At 25.0% G+C, this 22,700-nt stretch carries 27 protein-coding genes, 1 tRNA gene and 3 pseudogenes; 10 read left to right on the top strand and 21 right to left on the bottom strand.

What is annotated here, in order from left to right; genetic code table 4:
* Positions 1 to 99: 99 nt before the first annotated feature.
* Positions 100 to 312 (bottom strand): hypothetical protein, encoded by a 213-nt coding sequence (locus AACL02_RS11510; RefSeq protein WP_339041700.1) that lies wholly within the window; start codon positions 310 to 312, stop codon positions 100 to 102.
* Here AACL02_RS11510 and AACL02_RS11505 point away from each other — a divergent pair.
* Positions 258 to 1,079 carry an IS1595 family transposase gene (locus AACL02_RS11505; protein ID WP_281748407.1) on the top strand — a complete coding sequence of 274 codons (822 nt, stop codon included), beginning with the start codon at positions 258 to 260 and terminating at the stop codon, positions 1,077 to 1,079. The two genes, AACL02_RS11510 and AACL02_RS11505, sit on opposite strands and share 55 nt — an antisense overlap.
* 278 nt (positions 1,080 to 1,357) lie before the next feature.
* Positions 1,358 to 1,434, top strand: a tRNA-His gene (locus AACL02_RS11500).
* A 215-nt stretch (positions 1,435 to 1,649) separates the two neighbouring features.
* On the opposite strand, the gene AACL02_RS11495 is transcribed toward AACL02_RS11500, so the two are convergent.
* Complete coding sequence (locus AACL02_RS11495; RefSeq protein WP_339041699.1) at positions 1,650 to 1,805, bottom strand: hypothetical protein; 156 nt, start codon at positions 1,803 to 1,805, stop codon at positions 1,650 to 1,652.
* On the opposite strand from AACL02_RS11495, the gene AACL02_RS11490 reads away from it, so the two are divergent.
* Complete coding sequence (locus AACL02_RS11490) at positions 1,751 to 2,329, top strand: IS1595 family transposase (protein ID WP_339041698.1); 579 nt, start codon at positions 1,751 to 1,753, stop codon at positions 2,327 to 2,329. The genes AACL02_RS11495 and AACL02_RS11490 overlap by 55 nt on opposite strands.
* 30 nt (positions 2,330 to 2,359) lie before the next feature.
* On the opposite strand, the pseudogene AACL02_RS11485 reads toward AACL02_RS11490, so the two are convergent.
* Positions 2,360 to 2,611: pseudogene (locus AACL02_RS11485) on the bottom strand (transposase); the annotation flags it as partial.
* A gap of 143 nt (positions 2,612 to 2,754) precedes the next feature.
* Between AACL02_RS11485 and AACL02_RS11480 the strand changes: the two are divergent.
* A complete protein-coding gene (locus tag AACL02_RS11480; RefSeq protein ID WP_339041697.1) occupies positions 2,755 to 3,051 on the top strand; it encodes a transposase in 297 nt (98 codons plus the stop codon).
* Here the strand turns inward: AACL02_RS11480 and AACL02_RS11475 are convergent.
* Positions 3,037 to 3,858, bottom strand: a complete 822-nt coding sequence (locus AACL02_RS11475) for an IS1595 family transposase (RefSeq protein WP_339041223.1) — start codon at positions 3,856 to 3,858, stop codon at positions 3,037 to 3,039. The two genes, AACL02_RS11480 and AACL02_RS11475, sit on opposite strands and share 15 nt — an antisense overlap.
* Here AACL02_RS11475 and AACL02_RS11470 point away from each other — a divergent pair.
* Both AACL02_RS11470 and AACL02_RS11465 read left to right on the top strand, forming a co-directional pair.
* Entirely contained in the window at positions 3,804 to 3,980 is a 177-nt protein-coding gene (locus AACL02_RS11470; protein ID WP_339041696.1) for a hypothetical protein, read from the top strand. The two genes, AACL02_RS11475 and AACL02_RS11470, sit on opposite strands and share 55 nt — an antisense overlap.
* Positions 3,902 to 4,822, top strand: a complete 921-nt coding sequence (locus tag AACL02_RS11465) for an IS3 family transposase (RefSeq protein ID WP_339043738.1) — start codon at positions 3,902 to 3,904, stop codon at positions 4,820 to 4,822. Before AACL02_RS11470 ends, AACL02_RS11465 begins: the two co-directional genes overlap by 79 nt.
* Positions 4,823 to 4,824: 2 nt before the next feature.
* Here the strand turns inward: AACL02_RS11465 and AACL02_RS11460 are convergent, their stop codons facing one another.
* The 6 genes from AACL02_RS11460 to AACL02_RS11435 form a co-directional block, all read right to left on the bottom strand.
* Complete coding sequence (locus tag AACL02_RS11460; protein WP_339041695.1) at positions 4,825 to 5,220, bottom strand: IS3 family transposase; 396 nt, start codon at positions 5,218 to 5,220, stop codon at positions 4,825 to 4,827.
* Positions 5,221 to 5,261: 41 nt separating this feature from the next.
* Complete coding sequence (locus tag AACL02_RS11455; RefSeq protein ID WP_339040490.1) at positions 5,262 to 5,540, bottom strand: transposase; 279 nt, start codon at positions 5,538 to 5,540, stop codon at positions 5,262 to 5,264.
* 29 nt (positions 5,541 to 5,569) lie between these two features.
* Positions 5,570 to 6,808: an IS256 family transposase gene (locus AACL02_RS11450; RefSeq protein ID WP_339043737.1), complete on the bottom strand. Its 1,239-nt coding sequence runs from the start codon at positions 6,806 to 6,808 to the stop codon at positions 5,570 to 5,572.
* A gap of 609 nt (positions 6,809 to 7,417) precedes the next feature.
* Entirely contained in the window at positions 7,418 to 8,368 is a 951-nt protein-coding gene (locus tag AACL02_RS11445) for an IS30 family transposase (RefSeq protein ID WP_339040235.1), read from the bottom strand.
* A 770-nt stretch (positions 8,369 to 9,138) separates the two neighbouring features.
* Entirely contained in the window at positions 9,139 to 9,552 is a 414-nt protein-coding gene (locus AACL02_RS11440; RefSeq protein WP_339041694.1) for a hypothetical protein, read from the bottom strand.
* A gap of 176 nt (positions 9,553 to 9,728) precedes the next feature.
* A complete protein-coding gene (locus tag AACL02_RS11435) occupies positions 9,729 to 10,241 on the bottom strand; it encodes an IS1595 family transposase (protein WP_281749673.1) in 513 nt (170 codons plus the stop codon).
* Between the two features lie 1,243 nt (positions 10,242 to 11,484).
* Between AACL02_RS11435 and AACL02_RS11430 the strand changes: the two genes are divergently transcribed.
* Positions 11,485 to 12,605 (top strand): IS3 family transposase gene (locus tag AACL02_RS11430; RefSeq protein ID WP_339040217.1). Its coding sequence is split into 2 segments (ribosomal slippage): positions 11,485 to 11,728 and positions 11,728 to 12,605, totalling 1,122 coding nucleotides; the frame shifts between segments, so codons are not numbered across the junction.
* A gap of 2 nt (positions 12,606 to 12,607) precedes the next feature.
* Here AACL02_RS11430 and AACL02_RS11425 read toward each other — a convergent pair.
* The 8 genes from AACL02_RS11425 to AACL02_RS11390 all read right to left on the bottom strand — a co-directional run bounded on the left by AACL02_RS11425 (position 12,608) and on the right by AACL02_RS11390 (position 17,413).
* A complete protein-coding gene (locus AACL02_RS11425; RefSeq protein WP_339041693.1) occupies positions 12,608 to 12,865 on the bottom strand; it encodes a hypothetical protein in 258 nt (85 codons plus the stop codon).
* Entirely contained in the window at positions 12,816 to 14,057 is a 1,242-nt protein-coding gene (locus AACL02_RS11420; RefSeq protein WP_339041692.1) for a hypothetical protein, read from the bottom strand. The genes AACL02_RS11425 and AACL02_RS11420 overlap by 50 nt, the downstream gene beginning before the upstream one ends.
* Positions 14,058 to 14,202: 145 nt before the next feature.
* The gene (locus AACL02_RS11415) at positions 14,203 to 14,457 is read right to left on the bottom strand and encodes a hypothetical protein (RefSeq protein ID WP_339041691.1); all 255 of its coding nucleotides are present in this window, start codon (positions 14,455 to 14,457) and stop codon (positions 14,203 to 14,205) included.
* On the bottom strand, positions 14,390 to 14,635 hold the full coding sequence (locus AACL02_RS11410) for a hypothetical protein (protein WP_339041690.1): 246 nt from the start codon (positions 14,633 to 14,635) through the stop codon (positions 14,390 to 14,392). The genes AACL02_RS11415 and AACL02_RS11410 overlap by 68 nt, the downstream gene beginning before the upstream one ends.
* Before the next feature lie 283 nt (positions 14,636 to 14,918).
* Complete coding sequence (locus AACL02_RS11405; RefSeq protein ID WP_339041689.1) at positions 14,919 to 15,740, bottom strand: IS1595 family transposase; 822 nt, start codon at positions 15,738 to 15,740, stop codon at positions 14,919 to 14,921.
* A complete protein-coding gene (locus AACL02_RS11400; protein WP_339041688.1) occupies positions 15,652 to 16,245 on the bottom strand; it encodes a hypothetical protein in 594 nt (197 codons plus the stop codon). The genes AACL02_RS11405 and AACL02_RS11400 overlap by 89 nt, the downstream gene beginning before the upstream one ends.
* A 3-nt stretch (positions 16,246 to 16,248) precedes the next feature.
* Positions 16,249 to 17,340, bottom strand: coding sequence for a hypothetical protein (locus tag AACL02_RS11395; protein ID WP_339041687.1), 1,092 nt, complete (start codon positions 17,338 to 17,340; stop codon positions 16,249 to 16,251).
* Entirely contained in the window at positions 17,273 to 17,413 is a 141-nt protein-coding gene (locus AACL02_RS11390; protein ID WP_339041686.1) for a hypothetical protein, read from the bottom strand. Before AACL02_RS11390 ends, AACL02_RS11395 begins: the two co-directional genes overlap by 68 nt.
* Here AACL02_RS11390 and AACL02_RS11385 point away from each other — a divergent pair.
* Together AACL02_RS11385 and AACL02_RS11380 are read left to right on the top strand one after the other, a co-directional pair.
* Complete coding sequence (locus AACL02_RS11385; RefSeq protein ID WP_339041685.1) at positions 17,359 to 18,111, top strand: IS1595 family transposase; 753 nt, start codon at positions 17,359 to 17,361, stop codon at positions 18,109 to 18,111. The genes AACL02_RS11390 and AACL02_RS11385 overlap by 55 nt on opposite strands.
* A 57-nt stretch (positions 18,112 to 18,168) precedes the next feature.
* Positions 18,169 to 19,293: pseudogene (locus AACL02_RS11380) on the top strand (IS256 family transposase); the annotation flags it as partial.
* Between the two features lie 87 nt (positions 19,294 to 19,380).
* Here AACL02_RS11380 and AACL02_RS11375 read toward each other — a convergent pair.
* Positions 19,381 to 20,202, bottom strand: coding sequence for an IS1595 family transposase (locus AACL02_RS11375; protein ID WP_339041682.1), 822 nt, complete (start codon positions 20,200 to 20,202; stop codon positions 19,381 to 19,383).
* Between AACL02_RS11375 and AACL02_RS11370 the strand changes: the two genes are divergently transcribed.
* Positions 20,148 to 20,354 (top strand): hypothetical protein, encoded by a 207-nt coding sequence (locus tag AACL02_RS11370; protein ID WP_339041680.1) that lies wholly within the window; start codon positions 20,148 to 20,150, stop codon positions 20,352 to 20,354. The two genes, AACL02_RS11375 and AACL02_RS11370, sit on opposite strands and share 55 nt — an antisense overlap.
* Here AACL02_RS11370 and AACL02_RS11365 read toward each other — a convergent pair.
* Both AACL02_RS11365 and AACL02_RS11360 read right to left on the bottom strand, forming a co-directional pair.
* Positions 20,341 to 21,090, bottom strand: a pseudogene (locus AACL02_RS11365) (DNA cytosine methyltransferase). The gene AACL02_RS11370 and the pseudogene AACL02_RS11365 sit on opposite strands and share 14 nt — an antisense overlap.
* A gap of 122 nt (positions 21,091 to 21,212) precedes the next feature.
* On the bottom strand, positions 21,213 to 22,700 hold the full coding sequence (locus AACL02_RS11360) for a VWA domain-containing protein (protein ID WP_339041678.1): 1,488 nt from the start codon (positions 22,698 to 22,700) through the stop codon (positions 21,213 to 21,215).

Genomic DNA, 22,700 nt, shown 5'->3' with positions numbered 1-22,700 from the left:
TCAGGGTATTTATTTTGTTTTTGGTGTTCTTAATTAAAATTAATTGAGAAAGGAATCAGTATATTGCTAAATTTTTAATCATAATTATTAGTATCTAAATTACTTGTAAGTTAGTATTGTTAATAAAATTTGATTAATAAATTGATTTAATAAGATATTATCTATTACATTTTTATGCTTTTTATTAAGGGCATAAAACTTTATTTTAAGAGTATTTAAATTCGGACTTCTCCCCACATGTACTTGTGGAGGGAATAATGAAACTGAATGAATTCAACAATGCTTTTCAAACTGAACAGCAATGTCTTGCATATATAGCAAATTTGAAAGAAAACAAATGTATTAGGTGTTTTAGTTTTAATTTGAATACTTCTGATTTAAAAAGAATGAGATGTTTAAAATGTAATCAAACATTTAGCATTCTCACAGGCACCATATTTTCAAGGTCACAAACATCTTTAACATCTTGGTTTTATCTTATCTTTAGATGAATAAACACCAAACATGGAATTCCATCAACAGATATTGCAAAAGAATTGGGAGTGACTTTGAAAACTGCTTGAAGAATGACTCATAAAATCAGAACACGTATTGCAAAACAAAAACCTCAATTTATTGTTGAAGGTACAGTGCAAATTGATGAAATGTATCTTTCACATATGGGTTTTAAAAAACAAGGAAGATCCTTGGTGAATAAAACCTTGATTGTTGGCATTTATCAAAAAACAACCAATAATTTAATTGTGAAAGTATTGAAAAACGCAAAGAGTAAAAATCTTTTGCAGTTTGCAAAAAACCACATTTCTTCAAAATGTCTTGTATATACTGATTCTTGAAAAGGATATTGCGATTTTAAATCAGTTTTCACTAAGCATGAAACAGTTAACCATCAAGATGGCTATGTTTCAAAAATTGGTGTAAATACCAACCAAATTGAATCAGTTTGAAAACATATAAGAAGAACATTTAAAACACATATCAAAGTTGCAAAACATCATGTTCATTTATATGCTAAAGAAGCTGCATATAAATTCAACAAGATACCTAGTTTTGAAACTGTAATTCTATGTTTGATTTAAAAATGTGGGGAGAAGTCCGTAGATAGGCTTTTCTCAGCATTTATGTGATAAAATTAAAATAGTACATAAAGGGAGAAAAGCCTTTAAATTAATAATTAACCATAATTATTAATTTTAAATTGTGTTCTAATTGTTAATAGTAGCATTGTTTTTTTATTATTGTTACTGTTATATATGAAAATTAGATGATTATTTTTGTAGTTTTATGAAAAAAAATATTAAAAAATGATAAATTTATTGTATAATATTTAACGGTTTTACTTATAGAAACTAATATGGCGACTGTGGCGTAGCGGTCTAGCGCATCAGTTTGTGGAACTGACATTCGCGGGTTCGAATCCCGTCAGTCGCCCCATTTAATAAAATTATGTTTTTTACTACTCCTTTTTGGAGTTTTTTCTTTTTTAAATAAATATTATTATAAATTTATTTTTCGCTTTTTATTTACTAAATAAATAATGGTATAATTATTATGTATATTGATTAAATTAATTAATTAATTATTAAGTATCACAATTCACCTCAAGATAATTTATTAATTATTTTGTTTTTTGTGTTATGATTATTTTGTTAGTAAAAATATATAAAATTAATAATACTGTCGAGGATTTTTATATATGCAAGAAAATTTTTATACGGACTTCTCCCCACATGTACTTGTGGAGGGAATAATGAAACTGAATGAATTCAACAATGCTTTTCAAACTGAACAGCAATGTCTTGCATATATAGCAAATTTGAAAGAAAACAAATGTATTAGGTGTTTTAGTTTTAATTTGAATACTTCTGATTTAAAAAGAATGAGATGTTTAAAATGTAATCAAACATTTAGCATTCTCACAGGCACCATATTTTCAATGTCACAAACATCTTTAACATCTTGGTTTTATCTTATCTTTAGATGAATAAACACCAAACATGGAATTCCATCAACATATATTGCAAAAGAATTGGGAGTGACTTTGAAAACTGCTTGAAGAATGACTCATAAAATCAGAACACGTATTGCAAAACAAAAACCTCAATTTATTGTTGAAGGTACAGTGCAAATTGATGAAATGTATCTTTCACATATGGGTTTTAAAAAACAAGGAAGATCCTTGGTGAATAAAACCTTGATTGTTGGCATTTATCAAAAAACAACCAATAATTTAATTGTGAAAGTATTGAAAAACGCAAAGAGTAAAAATATTTTGCAGTTTGCAAAAAACCACATTTCTTCAAAATGTCTTGTATATGAGGCTTTTTAATAATCTGTGTATCTTTGTTTTACAAAGTTACTAATTTAGATTAATTCTGTCTTCAAATTTTATCATAAAATGAGCAATTGCTGTATTTCAATTTTGAATAGGCAATGTTCATTTTTTTGTTATATTTTCAATTGCCAAGTAAAATATTTTGAAAACTGCCATATCATTAGGAAAAACTTTTTTATTTCTGATGATTTTTCGTAATTGACTATTAACAGATTCAATAGCATTTGTAGTATAAATCACTCTTTTGATTTCTACTGGATAACTAATAAAAACCATAAATTGAGGCTTTTTAATAATCTGTGTATCTTTGTTTTACAAAGTTACTAATTTAGATTAATTCTGTCTTCAAATTTTGGATGGGTTACACTTTATTGGACACTAATTACGTAGACAAGTGAACAAAGAAAGGAACTATAATTATGGCCAATATTAACTCATATACCGATGAATTTAAAAAACAAATAGTAGCTTTATATCAAAGTGGCAAATCAGTATCTTGCCTTGCTAAAGAATATAATGTTACAAGAGCAGCTACTTACAATTGAATTAAGCAATTTACTAATTCAGGTAGTTTTAAAACTAAAGATAATCGTTCTGTTGAAGAAAATGAATTAATTAAGGCTTTTCTCCCTTTATGTACTATTTTAATTTTATCACATAAATGCTGAGAAAAGCCTATCTACGGACTTCTCCCCACATTTTTAAATCAAACATAGAATTACAGTTTCAAAACTAGGTATCTTGTTGAATTTATATGCAGCTTCTTTAGCATATAAATGAACATGATGTTTTGCAACTTTGATATGTGTTTTAAATGTTATTCTTATATGTTTTCAAACTGATTCAATTTGGTTGGTATTTACACCAATTTTTGAAACATAGCCATCTTGATGGTTAACTGTTTCATGCTTAGTGAAAACTGATTTAAAATCGCAATATCCTTTTCAAGAATCAGTATATACAAGACATTTTGAAGAAATGTGGTTTTTTGCAAACTGCAAAAGATTTTTACTCTTTGCGTTTTTCAATACTTTCACAATTAAATTATTGGTTGTTTTTTGATAAATGCCAACAATCAAGGTTTTATTCACCAAGGATCTTCCTTGTTTTTTAAAACCCATATGTGAAAGATACATTTCATCAATTTGCACTGTACCTTCAACAATAAATTGAGGTTTTTGTTTTGCAATACGTGTTCTGATTTTATGAGTCATTCTTCAAGCAGTTTTCAAAGTCACTCCCAATTCTTTTGCAATATCTGTTGATGGAATTCCATGTTTGGTGTTTATTCATCTAAAGATAAGATAAAACCAAGATGTTAAAGATGTTTGTGACCTTGAAAATATGGTGCCTGTGAGAATGCTAAATGTTTGATTACATTTTAAACATCTCATTCTTTTTAAATCAGAAGTATTCAAATTAAAATTAAAACACCTAATACATTTGTTTTCTTTCAAATTTGCTATATATGCAAGACATTGCTGTTCAGTTTGAAAAGCATTGTTGAATTCATTCATTTTCATTATTCCCTCCACAAGTACATGTGGGGAGAAGTCCGTTAATTAAATTAAGAAAAGAATTAAAACAATTAAGAATGGAAAATGATATTTTAAAGCAAGCAGCACTAATAATAGGCAGAAAGTAGAGATTATTGTCAAAAATAAAGTTAAATATAAAATTCGCACAATGTGTCATTTTTTAAAAATCTCTAAATCAACATATTATTTTAATTTAAAGAAAAAAGAAAATAAAATCAAAAATAATATTTATGATGAAGCTGTTATTAGTGCTTTTAAAGAAAATAAAGAAGTTTATGGTACTAGAAGATTAAAAGTCATTCTAGAAAACCAAGAAATTTATTTATCAAGACGAAAAATTAAAGAAATTATGAATAAACATAATTTAATATCAAAATACACTAAATTATCATTCAAAAATTATCATAATAAAGTCAATGATAGTCAAATAACCAATCTTGTTAATAGAAAATTTAATAATAGAGTTAAAAATGAAGTTATTGTTAGTGATTTAACTTATGTTCAAGTAAATGGTAAGTGAAACTATATTTGTTTATTAATTGACCTATTTAACCGCGAAATAATTGGACATAGTGTAGGTACTAAAAAAGATGCATCATTAGTATATCAAGCATTTATGCACTCAAATCGCTGTTTAAAAGATATTCAAATATTTCATAGTGATCGCGGTAATGAATTTAATAATAAAATTATTGATAAACTTTTACTAGCATTCAATATTAATCGCTCTTTAAGCAAAAAAGGTTGTCCTTATGATAACGCTGTTGCTGAAGCAACCTTTAAAACTTTCAAAACCGAATTTATTAATGATAAAAATTTTACATCATTAATCCAATTAAAATTAGAATTATTTGATTACATCAATTGATATAACAACATAAGAATTCACAGCACTTTAAACTACTTAACTCCAGTTAATTATCAAAAACAAATGTCTACCAAAAAATAGTCCTAAAAAGGGTTGCCATTCCAATAGTTTCACTTACCATTTACTTGAACATAAGTTAAATCACTAACAATAACTTCATTTTTAACTCTATTATTAAAGTTTCTATTAACAAGATTGGTTATTTGACTATCATTGACTTTATTATGATAATTTTTGAATGATAATTTAGTGTATTTTGATATTAAATTATGTTTATTCATAATTTCTTTAATTTTTCGTCTTGATAAATAAATTTCTTGGTTTTCTAGAATGACTTTTAATCTTCTAGTACCATAAACTTCTTTATTTTTTTTAAAAGCACTAATAACAGCTTGTTCATAAATATTATTTTGAATTTTATTTTTTTTCTTTAAATTAAAATAATATGTTGATTTAGAGAGTTTTAAAAAATGACACATTGTGCGAATTTTATATTTAGATTTATTATTTGCAATAATCTCTACTTTCTGCCTATTATTAGTGCTGCTTGCTTTAAAATATCATTTTCCATTCTTAATTGTTTTAATTCTTTTCTTAATTTAATTAATTCATTTTCTTCAACAGAACGATTATCTTTAGTTTTAAAACTACCTGAATTAGTAAATTGCTTAATTCAATTGTAAGTAGCTGCTCTTGTAACATTATATTCTTTAACAAGGCAAGATACTGATTTGCCACTTTGATATAAAGCTACTATTTGTTTTTTAAATTCATCGGTATATGAGTTAATATTGGCCATAATTATAGTTCCTTTCTTTGTTCACTTGTCTATGTAATTAGTGTCCAATAAAGTGTAACCCATCCAAAATGAGCAATTGCTGTATTTCAATTTTGAATAGGCAATGTTCATTTTTTTGTTATATTTTCAATTGCCAAGTAAAATATTTTGAAAACTGCCATATCATTAGGAAGAACTTTTTTATTTCTGATGATTTTTCGTAATTGACTATTAACAGATTCAATAGCATTTGTAGTATAAATCACTCTTTTGATTTCTACTGGATAACTAATAAAAACCATTAAATTATCTCAATTTTTATATCAAGATTTAGTAATTTGAGGATATTGTTTATTTCATTTACTTTCAAACGATTCTAAAGCTTGCATTGCTTGTTCTTCACTACATGCACTATAAATTGGTTTTAAATCTGCAACTAGACCTTTTCGATGTTTGTATGAAACATATTTTAAACTATTTCTAATTTGATGAACAATGCATAATTGATGTTCTGTTTTAGGATAAACTGATTGTATTGCTTCTGAGATGCCTGTTAAATTATCACTACAAGCAATAAGAATATCATTTAAGCCACGATTTTTCATTTCTGTGAAATTAGATAATCAAAACTTAGAACCTTCATTTTCACTAATTCATAATCCTAAAACATCTTTTTTGCCTTCTAAATCAACTCCTAATGCTATATAAACTGATTTGTTAATAATCCGTTTATCTTGTCGTACTTTAACTACTATACAATCAAAATAAACAATAGGATAAATACTTTCTAATGGTCGATTTTGTCATGCTTTAACATCATCAATAACATCATCAGTAATTTGACTAATAACACTTTCACTAATATCAGCACCATGATATAACTCTTGCAACTGCATTCTAATGTCAGATAATGTCATTCCTTTTGCATACAAGGAAAGAACTTGTTGATCAAAACCATCAAATCTTCTTTGCCTTTTAGGAACTATTACAGGAGTAAAATTACTATTGCGATCTCTTGGTACATCAATTTCAATTTTACCTTGTTGAGTTATTAATTTTTTTGAAATTGTACCATTACGAGCATTTTCAGTAGTATTATGTTGATTTTTTTCATATCCTAAATAATTTTGCATTTCAGAATTCAACATTTTTTCAACTAATCTTTTTGTTAATTCTTTATATAAACCGCCAGGTTTAAAAACTGTTGTTAAATCTTCAGTATTTTCTAGTAATAAATCTACTGCTTTTGATATTGGATCATTATTATTAAAGTTATCTTTTTTAGCCATCTGTAACTCACTCTTTCTAGTCATTTAATTATATTTACTAGAATTAATTAAAAATAGTTATTTTTGTAAGTTACACAGATTACTAAACATTTCCAAAAATTCAAATAGTATGATTAATTTTAATTTGATTATTTAGTTTTTATGCATTATCAGTAAAATTTTGACAAGGTGATATTAATTTAAGTTATTGAGTTTTTATTATTGATATCTTAAGATGATTTAGTGTTTGAGCAACCATTATTTCTTTAATTTGAAGTTCATGAAATTTATTTGTTTTTTTTAAAAAAATTAATATTCGTTTAATTACTAGTTATAATTTTAAAATTTTTTCATTAGTTTATAATTTAATAGCCGGAGTTACTTTTTGATGTGGAATATTTACATATGGATTAAATGATTATATTTTAGCAAGATTACAATAACCATTATCATTTTCTGGTACTTTAATTGGGCATTTAGTTATTCCTATATTATTAACAATTTACTCAATTATTTATCGTGACTATTGTGTGATTAATCGAACTTATTATAAAAAAGATTTTTGGTTAGTATTGATTTTTCCTTTTTTATATTCAATATTTATGTGCTAAATTGTAAAGGTAAGTGCAACTAAATTATTTTTCTATCCAAATATTCTATCGGTGAAAGATAATTTAGTATTTTTCTTGGTCTTTGGTTTAAAGACAATATAAATTTATGAACTTCATTTTTACAAGTTTTTGAAAAATTAAATTTTTTAGGAAATTTTTCTCTAATTAAACCATTAGTATTTTCATTAGTACCTCTTTGTCAAGGTGAATATGGATTTGCAAAATAAATTTTCACATCTAAATTTTTTTCAAGTTGTTGTCAATTTGAAAATTCTTTACCACGATCAAAAGTAATGGTTTTAACAATATTTTTAGGAAGAATTGATAAATAATGGCTAATATTTTTGTTAATAACTTTAGTAGTTCTGTTTTTAACTAATATTGCTAAAGTAAATCGTGATACTCTTTCAACTAAAGTTATTAAACATTTTTTACTTTTGCCTCGTGATGATACTATAGTATCTCCTTCTCAATGACCAAGTGTTATACGATCATTAATATTAAGATCTCTTTCTTTAATTGATTTGCTATTGAATTTGCCACGATTTTCTTGAGATTTGCGTTTTTTGCCTTTTCTTCTTAAATTTTTACTAGTAACTTGATCAAGCAATCCAGAATAAATTCAATTGTAAATTGTTTTAAAACTAATAACTCATTGTTTATGAAAATTTTTAATTCTGCCATAAATTTGTTCAGGTGATCAGCCTAATAATAGTTTTTGTTGCACATATTTTACTAAATCTTTATTTTTAAACTTATGAAAAAAAATATGTGATTGTTTTCTATTTTCAGCTTTATTTTGTGCAATCAATGAAAAATAATTACTATTATCTTGATTTCTATTAATTTCTCGAATAATAGTACTAATATTTCGATTAAGATTTTTAGCTATTTCACTAATTTTAACTTTAAATTTCAATTGATTCTCAATATAAATTCTTTCATCTACGCCAAGATGTTTATAACTCATATAAAAACTCCTTACTTTTTTTATAAAATAAATTTAGCATTATGAAATTTTTATATGAGAATTTTTTTGCAATTTTATTTACTTGCACTTACAAGTATAATTCAGCATGTTATTTCGTTCATTTTATTTAATTCAGCAATATAAAATTAAAGGAATTAACATAAATGATTATTTAGATTTTATTTCACCTTATTGATTTCTTTCATGATTTATTTATGGTTGAAGTTATTGAATTTTATCAATGTTATTTTTTGGAATTATTACATTAGTTTTAACTTTAATAATTAATCTAATTAGTGTAATTAAAAAAAATAGTTAATTTGAATGCTATATATTTTCTAAATTTCTAAATTTATATAAGAAATATTTTCGTTGTATTTATCAAATAAATTAATATTTTTTAAGTTTATTTCTTGTTTATCAGTTATTAAAATTAAATCATAATTACCGGCACCAAATATTCCGCTGATTTCAATCCTATTTAAATTATTAATAGGATTTTCAATTTGTAATTCAAATTTATTGTCATTATCAATTTGTGAAATTTCTTTATAAAATTCTAATTTGGAAAATAATTGAGATTTATTAGAACCATATAAATTTAAAGCATTTTCAATTTTTATTTTTCCAATAATTGCTCTTGTAAAGTATTTGCCATATTCACCATTACCTAATGTTCAATCAGCTGGAATTAATGAAGGTATGTTATTACTTTCTAATTCATTAATTATAGATAGTCAGTTAAATTGGTTATCATCTAATTTGAATAATTAATTTTGGCTAATGTCATTATTTATATCTGTAAAATCAAAATATTGAGATTTTAATATTACTTTTACATCTTTAAACTCTCAGACTTCATCAGGATTTCTATGAATTGGATTTGATTTTAATTCAAAATAATAAGGTAATAAAATTTTATTATCATCATTTAAACCTTTATTAATTGACATACTTGAATAAATATTATTTGATAACATAATAATTATTTTTTTAAGTATTTGTACTTGTGGTAAATTTACATAATTTGGGTAATCTAATTTTCATTGTTTAAACAAATTGCTAATTACTTCTTCAGGTTTTTGTCCTTCAAATTTTGCACGTAATTGTGATATTTTTTGTTCAAGATGTGATGGGTCAAAACCATCAAAGTTTCTATTATAACTATATGTATAAGTTAACATGTCTAATAATACTTTTTGTAAACTATCAATTGGTGGTCTATCTTTTATTTCAAGCTCAACATCATGAAATTTATTAGTTGTAGAAATAAATAAAGGCTTTTCTCCCTTTATGTACTATTTTAATTTTATCACATAAATGCTGAGAAAAGCCTATCTACGGACTTCTCCCCACATTTTTAAATCAAACATAGAATTACAGTTTCAAAACTAGGTATCTTGTTGAATTTATATGCAGCTTCTTTAGCATATAAATGAACATGATGTTTTGCAACTTTGATATGTGTTTTAAATGTTCTTCTTATATGTTTTCAAACTGATTCAATTTGGTTGGTATTTACACCAATTTTTGAAACATAGCCATCTTGATGGTTAACTGTTTCATGCTTAGTGAAAACTGATTTAAAATCGCAATATCCTTTTCAAGAATCAGTATATACAAGACATTTTGAAGAAATGTGGTTTTTTGCAAACTGCAAAAGATTTTTACTCTTTGCGTTTTTCAATACTTTCACAATTAAATTATTGGTTGTTTTTTGATAAATGCCAACAATCAAGGTTTTATTCACCAAGGATCTTCCTTGTTTTTTAAAACCCATATGTGAAAGATACATTTCATCAATTTGCACTGTACCTTCAACAATAAATTGAGGTTTTTGTTTTGCAATACGTGTTCTGATTTTATGAGTCATTCTTCAAGCAGTTTTCAAAGTCACTCCTAATTCTTTTGCAATATCTGTTGATGGAATTCCATGTTTGGTGTTTATTCATCTAAAGATAAGATAAAACCAAGATGTTAAAGATGTTTGTGACCTTGAAAATATGGTGCCTGTGAGAATGCTAAATGTTTGATTACATTTTAAACATCTCATTCTTTTTAAATCAGAATTATTCAAATTAAAACTAAAACACCTAATACATTTGTTTTCTTTCAAATTTGCTATATATGCAATACATTGCTGTTCAGTTTGAAAAGCATTGTTGAATTCATTCAGTTTCATTATTCCCTCCACAAGTACATGTGGGGAGAAGTCCGTAAATAAATTATAGTTACCTACTAAAAATCATGATTCTAATTTTTTATCTTTTAATTCTATTTCATCGGCTAATGGTCATACTTTTAAATTTTTAGTAAAATCATAACCTAATTTAGCATTAGTTACTCTTGCATTATTAATAATTTCTTTTCTTGTTTCACTTCCACCACCAATAGCAATTAAGTCTAAAACTGATTTTTCTTGAGCAATAAATTGTTTTGCTAGATTTCAAGGTAATATTTTTTCACTAAATCATTGTTGTAATATTCTAACTTTTGGTTGAGTTTCAATAGGCATTGATAACAGCGGAAATGCTATCTTATCTTTAACAAATAACTTTGGGTATACTTCCATATTGTCAACTTCACCAAGTACCTTTATATTGCCAAAAATCATGCTTCTAGGGGCTTTAATTTTTAAACCAGTTACTTTTGTATCTTTGTCTAATGGTTTTTGTAATTTAATAATTATTGGATAACCATATCTTATTTTAAAATCTTTAATTTTAATAATAGTTATACTTTTAGTACTTCTTGTTTTTGGATTTTGATAAGGTTGTGAATAATTATTAATGATATATAAATTATCAATATTAGTTTCTGTTAAAGGTTCATTAATAGATACAGCATATAATTTAAATTGATTTAATAAATTTATTTCTTGAAATATTAAATTTTTAATATCAGTCATACTATATTCAATAGTATTATCATTAATATTAGTGCTTGCTCTTTGATTTAACTGCATAGTAAAATCAGATGTTTCAGCAGCAGTAGTTTTTAATGCTTTATCAATATCAATAAAACCAATTTTAATAGTGTTTGCTGAAAATTGGATGGGTTACACTTTATTGGACACTAATTACGTAGACAAGTGAACAAAGAAAGGAACTATAATTATGGCCAATATTAACTCATATACCGATGAATTTAAAAAACAAATAGTAGCTTTATATCAAAGTGGCAAATCAGTATCTTGCCTTGCTAAAGAATATAATGTTACAAGAGCAGCTACTTACAATTGAATTAAGCAATTTACTAATTCAGGTAGTTTTAAAACTAAAGATAATCGTTCTGTTGAAGAAAATGAATTAATTAAATTAAGAAAAGAATTAAAACAATTAAGAATGGAAAATGATATTTTAAAGCAAGCAGCACTAATAATAGGCAGAAAATAGAAATTATTGTCAAAAATAAAGTTAAATATAAAATTCGCACAATGTGTCATTTTTTAAAAATCTCTAAATCAACATATTATTTTAATTTAAAGAAAAAAGAAAATAAAATCAAAAATAATATTTATGATGAAGCTGTTATTAGTGCTTTTAAAGAAAATAAAGAAGTTTATGGTACTAGAAGATTAAAAGTCATTCTAGAAAACCAAGAAATTTATTTATCAAGACGAAAAATTAAAGAAATTATGAATAAACATAATTTAATATCAAAATACACTAAATTATCATACAAAAATCATAATAACAAAGTTAACGATAGTCCAATAAACAATCTTGTTGATAGAAACTTTAATAATAGAGTTAAAAATGAAGTTATTGTTAGTGATTTAACTTATGTTCAAGTAAATGGTAAGTGAAACTATATTTGTTTATTAATTGACCTATTTAACCGCGAAATAATTGGACATAGTGTAGGTACTAAAAAAGATGCATCATTAGTATATCAAGCATTTATGCACTCAAATCGCTGTTTAAAAGATATTCAAATATTTCATAGTGATCGCGGTAATGAATTTAATAATAAAATTATTGATAAACTTTTACTAGCATTCAATATTAATCGCTCTTTAAGCAAAAAAGGTTGTCCTTATGATAACGCTGTTGCTGAAGCAACCTTTAAAACTTTCAAAACCGAATTTATTAATGATAAAAATTTTACATCATTAATCCAATTAAAATTAGAATTATTTGATTACATCAATTGATATAACAACATAAGAATTCACAGCACTTTAAACTACTTAACTCCAGTTAATTATCAAAAACAAATGTCTACCAAAAAATAGTCCTAAAAAAGGTTGCCATTCCAAAATCTTAAACTATTATTTTCATTATTTTTAAATAAACGTTCAATTTCATAAATATATAAAGTTCTTAGTTTAAATTCATCATATGCTCTTTTAAGTTCAGGGTCACTAGTAGCGCGCATCATATTAGTAAAGTCATAAGGAATATTATCAATTAAATAATCATTTTCTACTTCTGCTTGATTAAGTTTAGTTTGTTTCTGTGGAAACTTCGTTTGTGGTTTGTTGTTGTTTTCCATTGTTCTCTCCTATTAATTGGTTATTTTCGGGATTAAATAATTTTAATTTAACAGTTAAATTATTAATTTCTTGTTCATCATTAATATTAAATGTTTTACTATTTAATAAATCTTTATCCATACGTACTAATATTTGAATAAATTTAAGAATATCAATATTAAATTGTCATAATTTTTGTTCAATATAATTAATGGTTGAAATATTTACTGCTGTACTTTCGGGAACTGATTGTTGTGCTGACTTTTTTTGACTTGGTATATGAATACCACAACGTTTAAATATTTCATTAACATTTCAATCATATATATCAGTTAAATTTTTACCTTTAAAATTACTACTTGTCATATTAATATTTTCATTTTTTTCGTTATTATCTCCGCCACTTTTAAATAAATAATTTTTAGTAACTAATTCTCTTACTGCTTGTTCTAATGTTGATTGAACATTACCATAAGTTTGATTAAAAATAAATTTAGGTGAATTTAAAATGGTATCTAAAACAATTTGTTCATAAATAACATCTAACGCTTTAATTTTATCCATTACTTTATTACAATCTGCTAATTCATTTGCTTTATTTCTCATAATTGCTATTGGTATATAATTAATATTTAGTGTTTGTTCTTGTTCTAAATTAGGATTATTAATAAATGATTTAAAATTTAAGGGAAATTGTTTTTTATTATCGCTAATACTATAAATTGCAAGATTAATAGTTACTTGTTCATTATTTAATGTATAAACTTCAAATAATCTTACCATTTGTGCATTTTGCTCATAACTATCATAAAAAATAGTACATTGAATTAATTTACCAGTAATATCATAAACTCTTTGTTGTATATCAACAACTTGAAAATATAAATCATCATTAGCAATAAAAATTAAATAACCACTAATTCCTAATTTACTTAATTTAAAAATAGAATTTCAATTTTTTCTATAAAATTCTTGTTGAATTAAATATTGTTTAATAGTTTCATTATTAATATCTAATGGAGCATTATATAAATTAGCATTATTTTCTGCTACAAAATCAGTGAAATAAGTTTCATGATTAAAATCATTAAAACCAAAATAATTTAAAATTGAAGAATGCGTACTTTTATTTTTATTAGTTAAAAATTTTACTTTTTCATTTTGATTATCACTAGTATTTGTTTTATCTTTTCTAAAAAATCTACCTAACATAATATTCAACACCTTTCCTTAAAATATTTGATTAATTTTTAATACAATTTTTACAATAATAAATATAATTAAACCAGCAACTGCAGAAGATAATAAAACTCCTATTAAACCTAAAATCACTTTTATAATTTTTCAAATCATAATATTATTCCTGTAATTCTTCTAATTTTAAAAGTTGGCCAAATCTTGAAGGGTCACTAACAATAGCAATTGTATCATTCTGCATTTTTAAAGAAAGCATTATTCTACCATTAATATTATCTCAATCCAAAGTTTGAACATCAGTATTTAATTCACCATATAAAAATTCTTTACAAATAAAAGCAAATTTTTTATCGGACTTCTCCCCACAAGTACATGTGGGGAGAAGTCCGATTTTTAATATCATCAATACTTTCATTAGTTTTAGTTAATTCATTATTCAATTTAGTTATATTATTCTCATTTGTAGTAATTCTTTTTTGTTGTTTAGCATAAAAATCACATGTTGCAGCATGTGTATAATCACCAATTTGTGGATTGTTTTGTAAAGCTTCGGGTGGTAATGTGCCAATTTCATCAGGTCAATCTAAAATCATTGTTTCAGTTTCTTTATCATAATCAGTTGCAACATAACCTTTATTAATAAATTTACTAACAGGACCTCTATATATTTCATTTTCATTATCATCAACTAAATCATCATATAATTTAATTTGTTTTAATAATGTAAATTCTTTTTGTTTTTTAATTAATTCATCAACTTGATTTCTAGTATAAAATGCTTTTAAATCAATTTTGGCTTTTCTCCCTTTATGTACTATTTTAATTTTATCACATAAATGCTGAGAAAAGCCTATCTACGGACTTCTCCCCACATTTTTAAATCAAACATAGAATTACAGTTTCAAAACTAGGTATCTTGTTGAATTTATATGCAGCTTCTTTAGCATATAAATGAACATGATGTTTTGCAACTTTGATATGTGTTTTAAATGTTCTTCTTATATGTTTTCAAACTGATTCAATTTGGTTGGTATTTACACCAATTTTTGAAACATAGCCATCTTGATGGTTAACTGTTTCATGCTTAGTGAAAACTGATTTAAAATCGCAATATCCTTTTCAAGAATCAGTATATACAAGACATTTTGAAGAAATGTGGTTTTTTGCAAACTGCAAAAGATTTTTACTCTTTGCGTTTTTCAATACTTTCACAATTAAATTATTGGTTTTTTTTTGATAAATGCCAACAATCAAGGTTTTATTCACCAAGGATCTTCCTTGTTTTTTAAAACCCATATGTGAAAGATACATTTCATCAATTTGCACTGTACATTCAACAATAAATTGAGGTTTTTGTTTTGCAATACGTGTTCTGATTTTATGAGTCATTCTTCAAGCAGTTTTCAAAGTCACTCCCAATTCTTTTGCAATATCTGTTGATGGAATTCCATGTTTGGTGTTTATTCATCTAAAGATAAGATAAAACCAAGATGTTAAAGATGTTTGTGACCTTGAAAATATGGTGCCTGTGAGAATGCTAAATGTTTGATTACATTTTAAACATCTCATTCTTTTTAAATCAGAAGTATTCAAATTAAAACTAAAACACCTAATACATTTGTTTTCTTTCAAATTTGCTATATATGCAAGACATTGCTGTTCAGTTTGAAAAGCATTTTTGAATTCATTCAGTTTCATTATTCCCTCCACAATTACATGTGGGGAGAAGTCCGTCAATTTTTTCATCATCGCTTTCATCATCATTATAACTTGAAAATATTTGTTTTAATTCTGTTAATCTTGCTCATATTTTCATTCTACTTGGTGCTAAATCTCAAACATTAATCGTAGGAGTACTATTTGCACTAAATTGATTACCATTATTAAATTGAATAGTAGCATCAACATTAAATTCAATTGGTGTACGATTAAATACTCAATGTTCAAGCATAACATAAACCATATCTCTTAATGTTTCTTTAATTAATTCATCTTTAAAACTATCAAAAGGAAATTTAGATAAAATAAAATCAAGATAAGCATTAATATCATTTTGAGCACGAATAGCAAAAGTTTTAAATCAATCATTAACAATTGGTCATGTTTGTATATATTGCTGTGGCGTTTCTGTAATTTTTCCAGTTAATGGATATCAGTTATTATAATTTTCAAGACTGACATCAGTTCAAAGTTTATTAATCATAATTTATCATTCCTTAAAAAATGCTTTTTTATAATGTTTAGTTTTTGTTTTAGTTTTTCTATGTGCTATATGAATAATTTCTTTTTGTAATTTTTTCTTACCTTTTTTTACAACTTGACTATATGCAAATTTTTCTAAATGATGTAATAATCCAGTACCAAATAAAGTATTTACTGAAAATTTTAAAACAACACTTTTAAATGATTTATTAATATTTTCAATAGGATTATTAATAACATTTACTACTTTATGATAAGTTCTTACGATTCTAAATATTTCTCTGTATACTTTAAAACTATCTCTAATTATTTGTTGAACAACCGGTGGTGCAAATGCTATTGCTTTTAATCATTTATTTTGATTAACTCCATAACCAATGTATCAACCACTATATCAACGATATCAGTGAAACGGATGTACTTGAGTAACAAAAGTTTCTGCTTTAAGAATACTATCAACAACTGTAATTGGTTTATATTTAGGATTGCGATGATAAATAGTAATTGCACATTTATCTAATGATAAAGGTTGAATTTTACAACCCATAAATACTGGTGAATTTAATGGAATTAATTGTGCATGTTTAATTGCTTTTTTCTCTGCACTAGTAAATAAATCTGTTGCTTTTTCTTTTAATTTATTAATTTTTTCAAATGCTTGTTTTTCTAATTTTTCAAATTTTTCTTGTAATTTATATATAATTTCTCGTAATTTTTCAAAATATGGAGTATCTTTTCAAAATTTATTTAAACCTTTTTTTAAATAAAATCTAATATCCAAATATTTAAAAAAATTATTTGCATTTAAAACAATCTTATGAATTGAACTATTTTTAAAATTAAATTTAATAGCATTAGCACGAATTTTCTGTAAATCTAAAATTAAAGTTTTTCCATATCTATTTTCTGAATGTATTGTATGAACTAAATTTAATCAATCATGTTGGTTCATTTTTAATACTTCTTTTAAATCAGTATTATATTTTTGTAAAAAAATGTTTGCTTTATCAATATCTTTAATTTTAAATTTAGGAGTTAATTGTGGACTTAACTTTATTAATTCGTTTTGTAATAATAAACGGACTTCTCCCCACATGTACTTGTGGAGGGAATAATGAAAATGAATGAATTAAAAAATGCTTTTCAAACTGAACAGCAATGTCTTGCATATATAGCAAATTTGAAAGAAAACAAATGTATTAGGTGTTTTAATTTTAATTTGAATACTTCTGATTTAAAAAGAATGAGATGTTTAAAATGTAATCAAACATTTAGCATTCTCACAGGCACCATATTTTCAAGGTCACAAACATCTTTAACATCTTGGTTTTATCTTATCTTTAGATGAATAAACACCAAACATGGAATTCCATCAACAGATATTGCAAAAGAATTGGGAGTGACTTTGAAAACTGCTTGAAGAATGACTCATAAAATCAGAACACGTATTGCAAAACAAAAACCTCAATTTATTGTTGAAGGTACAGTGCAAATTGATGAAATGTATCTTTCACATATGGGTTTTAAAAAACAAGGAAGATCCTTGGTGAATAAAACCTTGATTGTTGGCATTTATCAAAAAACAACCAATAATTTAATTGTGAAAGTATTGAAAAACGCAAAGAGTAAAAATCTTTTGCAGTTTGCAAAAAACCACATTTCTTCAAAATGTCTTGTATATACTGATTCTTGAAAAGGATATTGCGATTTTAAATCAGTTTTCACTAAGCATGAAACAGTTAACCATCAAGATGGCTATGTTTCAAAAATTGGTGTAAATACCAACCAAATTGAATCAGTTTGAAAAAATATAAGAAGAACATTTAAAACGGAAATGTTTAGTAATCTGTGTAACTTACAAAAATAACTATGTTTAATTAATTCTAGTAAATATAATTAAATGACTAGAAAGAGTGAGTTACAGATGGCTAAAAAAGATAACTTTAATAATAATGATCCAATATCAAAAGCATTAGATTTATTACTAGAAAATACTGAAGATTTAACAACAGTTTTTAAACCTGGCGGTTTATATAAAGAATTAACAAAAAGATTAGTTGAAAAAATGTTGAATTCTGAAGTGCAAAATTATTTATGATATGAAAAAAATCAACATAGTACTACTGAAAATGCTCGTAATGGTACAAGTTCAAAAAAATTAATAACTCAACAAGGTAAAATTGAAATTGATGTACCAAGAGATCGCAATAGTAATTTTACTCCTGTAATAGTTCCTAAAAGGCAAAGAAGATTTGATGGTTTTGATCAACAAGTTCTTTCCTTGTATGCAAAAGGAATGACATTATCTGACATTAGAATGCAGTTGCAAGAGTTATATCATGGTGCTGATATTAGTGAAAGTGTTATTAGTCAAATTACTGATGATGTTATTGATGATGTTAAAGCATGACAAAATCGACCATTAGAAAGTATTTATCCTATTGTTTATTTTGATTGTATAGTAGTTAAAGTACGACAAGATAAACGGATTATTAACAAATCAGTTTATATAGCATTAGGAGTTGATTTAGAAGGCAAAAAAGATGTTTTAGGATTATGAATTAGTGAAAATGAAGGTTCTAAGTTTTGATTATCTAATTTCACAGAAATGAAAAATCGTGGCTTAAATGATATTCTTATTGCTTGTAGTGATAATTTAACAGGCATGTCAGAAGCAATACAATCAGTTTATCCTAAAACAGAACATCAATTATGCATTGTTCATCAAATTAGAAATAGTTTAAAATATGTTTCATACAAACATCGAAAAGGTCTAGTTGCAGATTTAAAACCAATTTATAGTGCATGTAGTGAAGAACAAGCAATGCAAGCTTTAGAATCGTTTGAAAGTAAATGAAATAAACAATATCCTCAAATTACTAAATCTTGATATAAAAATTGAGATAATTTAATGGTTTTTATTAGTTATCCAGTAGAAATCAAAAGAGTGATTTATACTACAAATGCTATTGAATCTGTTAATAGTCAATTACGAAAAATCATCAGAAATAAAAAAGTTTTTCCTAATGATATGGCAGTTTTCAAAATATTTTAGGCTTTTCTCCCTTTATGTACTATTTTAATTTTATCACATAAATGCTGATAAAAACCTATCTACGGACTTCTCCCCACATTTTTAAATCAAACATAGAATTACAGTTTCAAAACTAGGTATCTTGTTGAATTTATATGCAGCTTCTTTAGCATATAAATGAACATGATGTTTTGCAACTTTGATATGTGTTTTAAATGTTCTTCTTATATGTTTTCAAACTGATTCAATTTGGTTGGTATTTACACCAATTTTTGAAACATAGCCATCTTGATGGTTAACTGTTTCATGCTTAGTGAAAACTGATTTAAAATCGCAATATCCTTTTCAAGAATCAGTATATACAAGACATTTTGAAGAAATGTGGTTTTTTGCAAACTGCAAAAGATTTTTACTCTTTGCGTTTTTCAATACTTTCACAATTAAATTATTGGTTGTTTTTTGATAAATGCCAACAATCAAGTTTTTATTCACCAAGGATCTTCCTTGTTTTTTAAAACCCATATGTGAAAGATACATTTCATCAATTTGCACTGTACCTTCAACAATAAATTGAGGTTTTTGTTTTGCAATACGTGTTCTGATTTTATGAGTCATTCTTAAAGCAGTTTTCAAAGTCACTCCCAATTCTTTTGCAATATCTGTTGATGGAATTCCATGTTTGGTGTTTATTCATCTAAAGATAAGATAAAACCAAGATGTTAAAGATGTTTGTGACCTTGAAAATATGGTGCCTGTGAGAATGCTAAATGTTTGATTACATTTTAAACATCTCATTCTTTTTAAATCAGAAGTATTCAAATTAAAACTAAAACACCTAATACATTTGTTTTCTTTCAAATTTGCTATATATGCAAGACATTGCTGTTCAGTTTGAAAAGCATTGTTGAATTCATTCAGTTTCATTATTCCCTCCACAAGTACATGTGGGGAGAAGTCCGATATTTTACTTGGCAATTGAAAATATAACAAAAAAATGAACATTGCCTATTCAAAATTGAAATACAGCAATTGCTCATTTTATGATAAAATTTGAAGACAGAATTAATCTAAATTAGTAACTTTGTAAAACAAAGATACACAGATTATTAAAAAGCCTCTTCTAACTTGACAAAGCATTATTTCACCATTAACTTGTGTTATCTTCTTTTTCATTCTTTCTTCATTTAAAACGTATTTTTTAGCTTTTTCTGATATTTCTTGTTCATCTAAAAATACTTTTTCTAAAAAATCACTCATTTTATATTTTAATTCAATAGGTTTTGGAAATTTAAAATCAGTTTCATTTAAAAATCCAACAACAAAAAGTCGATTTCTACTTTGTGGAATACCATAATCTTTAGCATTTAAAAGTTTATAGTGAATATTATAACCCGTTTCTTTAAATTTTTGTTCAATTATTTTTCAAGTCTGACCTTTATTATTTGTTAGTAACCCTTTAACATTTTCAAAAATAAAAACTTTGGGTTTTATTTAATTTACAAGTCTAATAAATTCAAAAATTAATAAACCTCTAGTATCTTCCAACCCTTTTTGAAAACCAATCGAACTAAAACTTTGACATGGAGAACCACCTACAAATATATCAACTTTATTTTTAAACTTACTACCATCAATATTATATACATCATCATATCATTGATTATCATTTATTTTATAATTTGCAAAGTATGTTTCTTTAACATATTTATCATTATCACAAGCAAATAATATTTCATGTTCAATATCCATTTTTTTAAGCGCTTGTTCAAATGAACCAATACCACTAAAAGAGGTTGCTACTTTTAATTTCATATTATTACCTCCATTAATTTATATTCAAAAAGAATTATAACAAAATAAACTTATATTTTAGTTTATTTTTATTTTTTATAATATTTATATTTTATATAAAAATTATTTTTAAACGAAATGCATTATTTTATTTTTTTAGTTTTAGCTAAATTTAATGCAATTTTTCGCGCAGCAAATGGATCACGAGGATCATAATGTCAATAATTAGTAAAATATTTTTTAAAATTATTAGGTAATGTTGAAGAAGCAATATTAATAGCATGAAAACGATTAGCTTTTGCTTTTAGTTGTAACATTAAATTAATATTATTTTTAGTAATATTAGCAGATAAAAAATCAGAAACTACCAATAAGTCTGCATTATGATATGTCTTAGATTGCATAATTGTTAAAGCATGACTAATAGCTGGATTAATATTAGTATGTCCTTTAAAACTATGACCTAAAAAATGAATTAGATTGGGAATTGATGAAACTAAATTAGATAAGTCATAAGTTTCAAATTTACCAGAAAAATTAATCATATAGCACGGTCTTTTTTCTTGTAAAGCAATTTTACTAATAGCCAGCGCAATTGATTTTGCAATAATTTCTGGACTATGACTCATTGATTTAGATGTATCAATGCATAAGATAAAAGGGCCTTCACTTTCGGGAATTGGTACTTCTACAACTTCTTCAACAAGATGTTCAGTGGCAACTAAATCCATTGATTCAAACTCTGTAATTGCTAACTTTTCTTCAACAAATTTTTTATAAAAAATGGCATTTAACTCTGGAATAGCAAGATTACCTAATTCTAATGGTAATAAATATTCTAAATCTTTACCCTCGGTAATTCCTACTATTTCTTCAGGCCATTTTCCTAATGGCTTTAATTCATATTCAATTTGTACTTTTTGATGAATCTGCTTTTCTGTTAAACCTGAAATTCCTTTTCAACGACCAAGTAGTCTAGCAATTTCAATAATAGCTGGATTCTTATTTAAAATTTCACCATATTGTATAATAGTATTTAAATTAATTTTTTTAAAATCATTTAAATCTCCTTCTCAAAATCGTCCAAAAAAATTTCAAGCAAAACCAATAATATGCCTTACTTCATTAATAATTTTAATATTATTACTTCACATTGTTAAATACTTTTGACGCATTTGCATAGTTTCAAATAACTTATAATTTACAATTCTTTGAACAATTAAACTTTCTCAATGTCTTGTAAAATTATCAAAAGTTAATTTACTATTAAGTTTACGATCCTTAAATTTTTCTTTAAAATAATGAAAATAATTAATCATTAGTGAATCAAGAGTTTTTGCCCTAGTGTAAATTTCTTGTCAATTATTTTTTAATCTATCAATACCATTAATCATAACTCAGAAATATAATCGTAATTCTCTTTTAATGATGGGACTAATAACAATATTTTTACTTTTTTCTAAAACTTCATTTAAATAAAAATGACTAATTTGTTGATCAAATTCCGGAGCTAATCAAGCAAAATTTCTTTTAAATCAAGCAAAATTACTTAAATTTGTTTCTGATAAAGACATTTTTTTTAATTTGGTTTCTAAAATTTGTGAAACATGGGATTCAATTAATTCTTCCAT

Origin of the sequence: Spiroplasma endosymbiont of Apeira syringaria (genome assembly GCF_964020205.1) — a bacterium.
Lineage (GTDB): Bacteria > Bacillota_I > Bacilli_A > Mycoplasmatales > VBWQ01 > Spiroplasma_E > Spiroplasma_E ixodetis_A.
The sequence above is the reverse complement of the archived record's forward strand: the minus strand, read 5'-3'. Positions and strand labels throughout refer to the sequence as shown.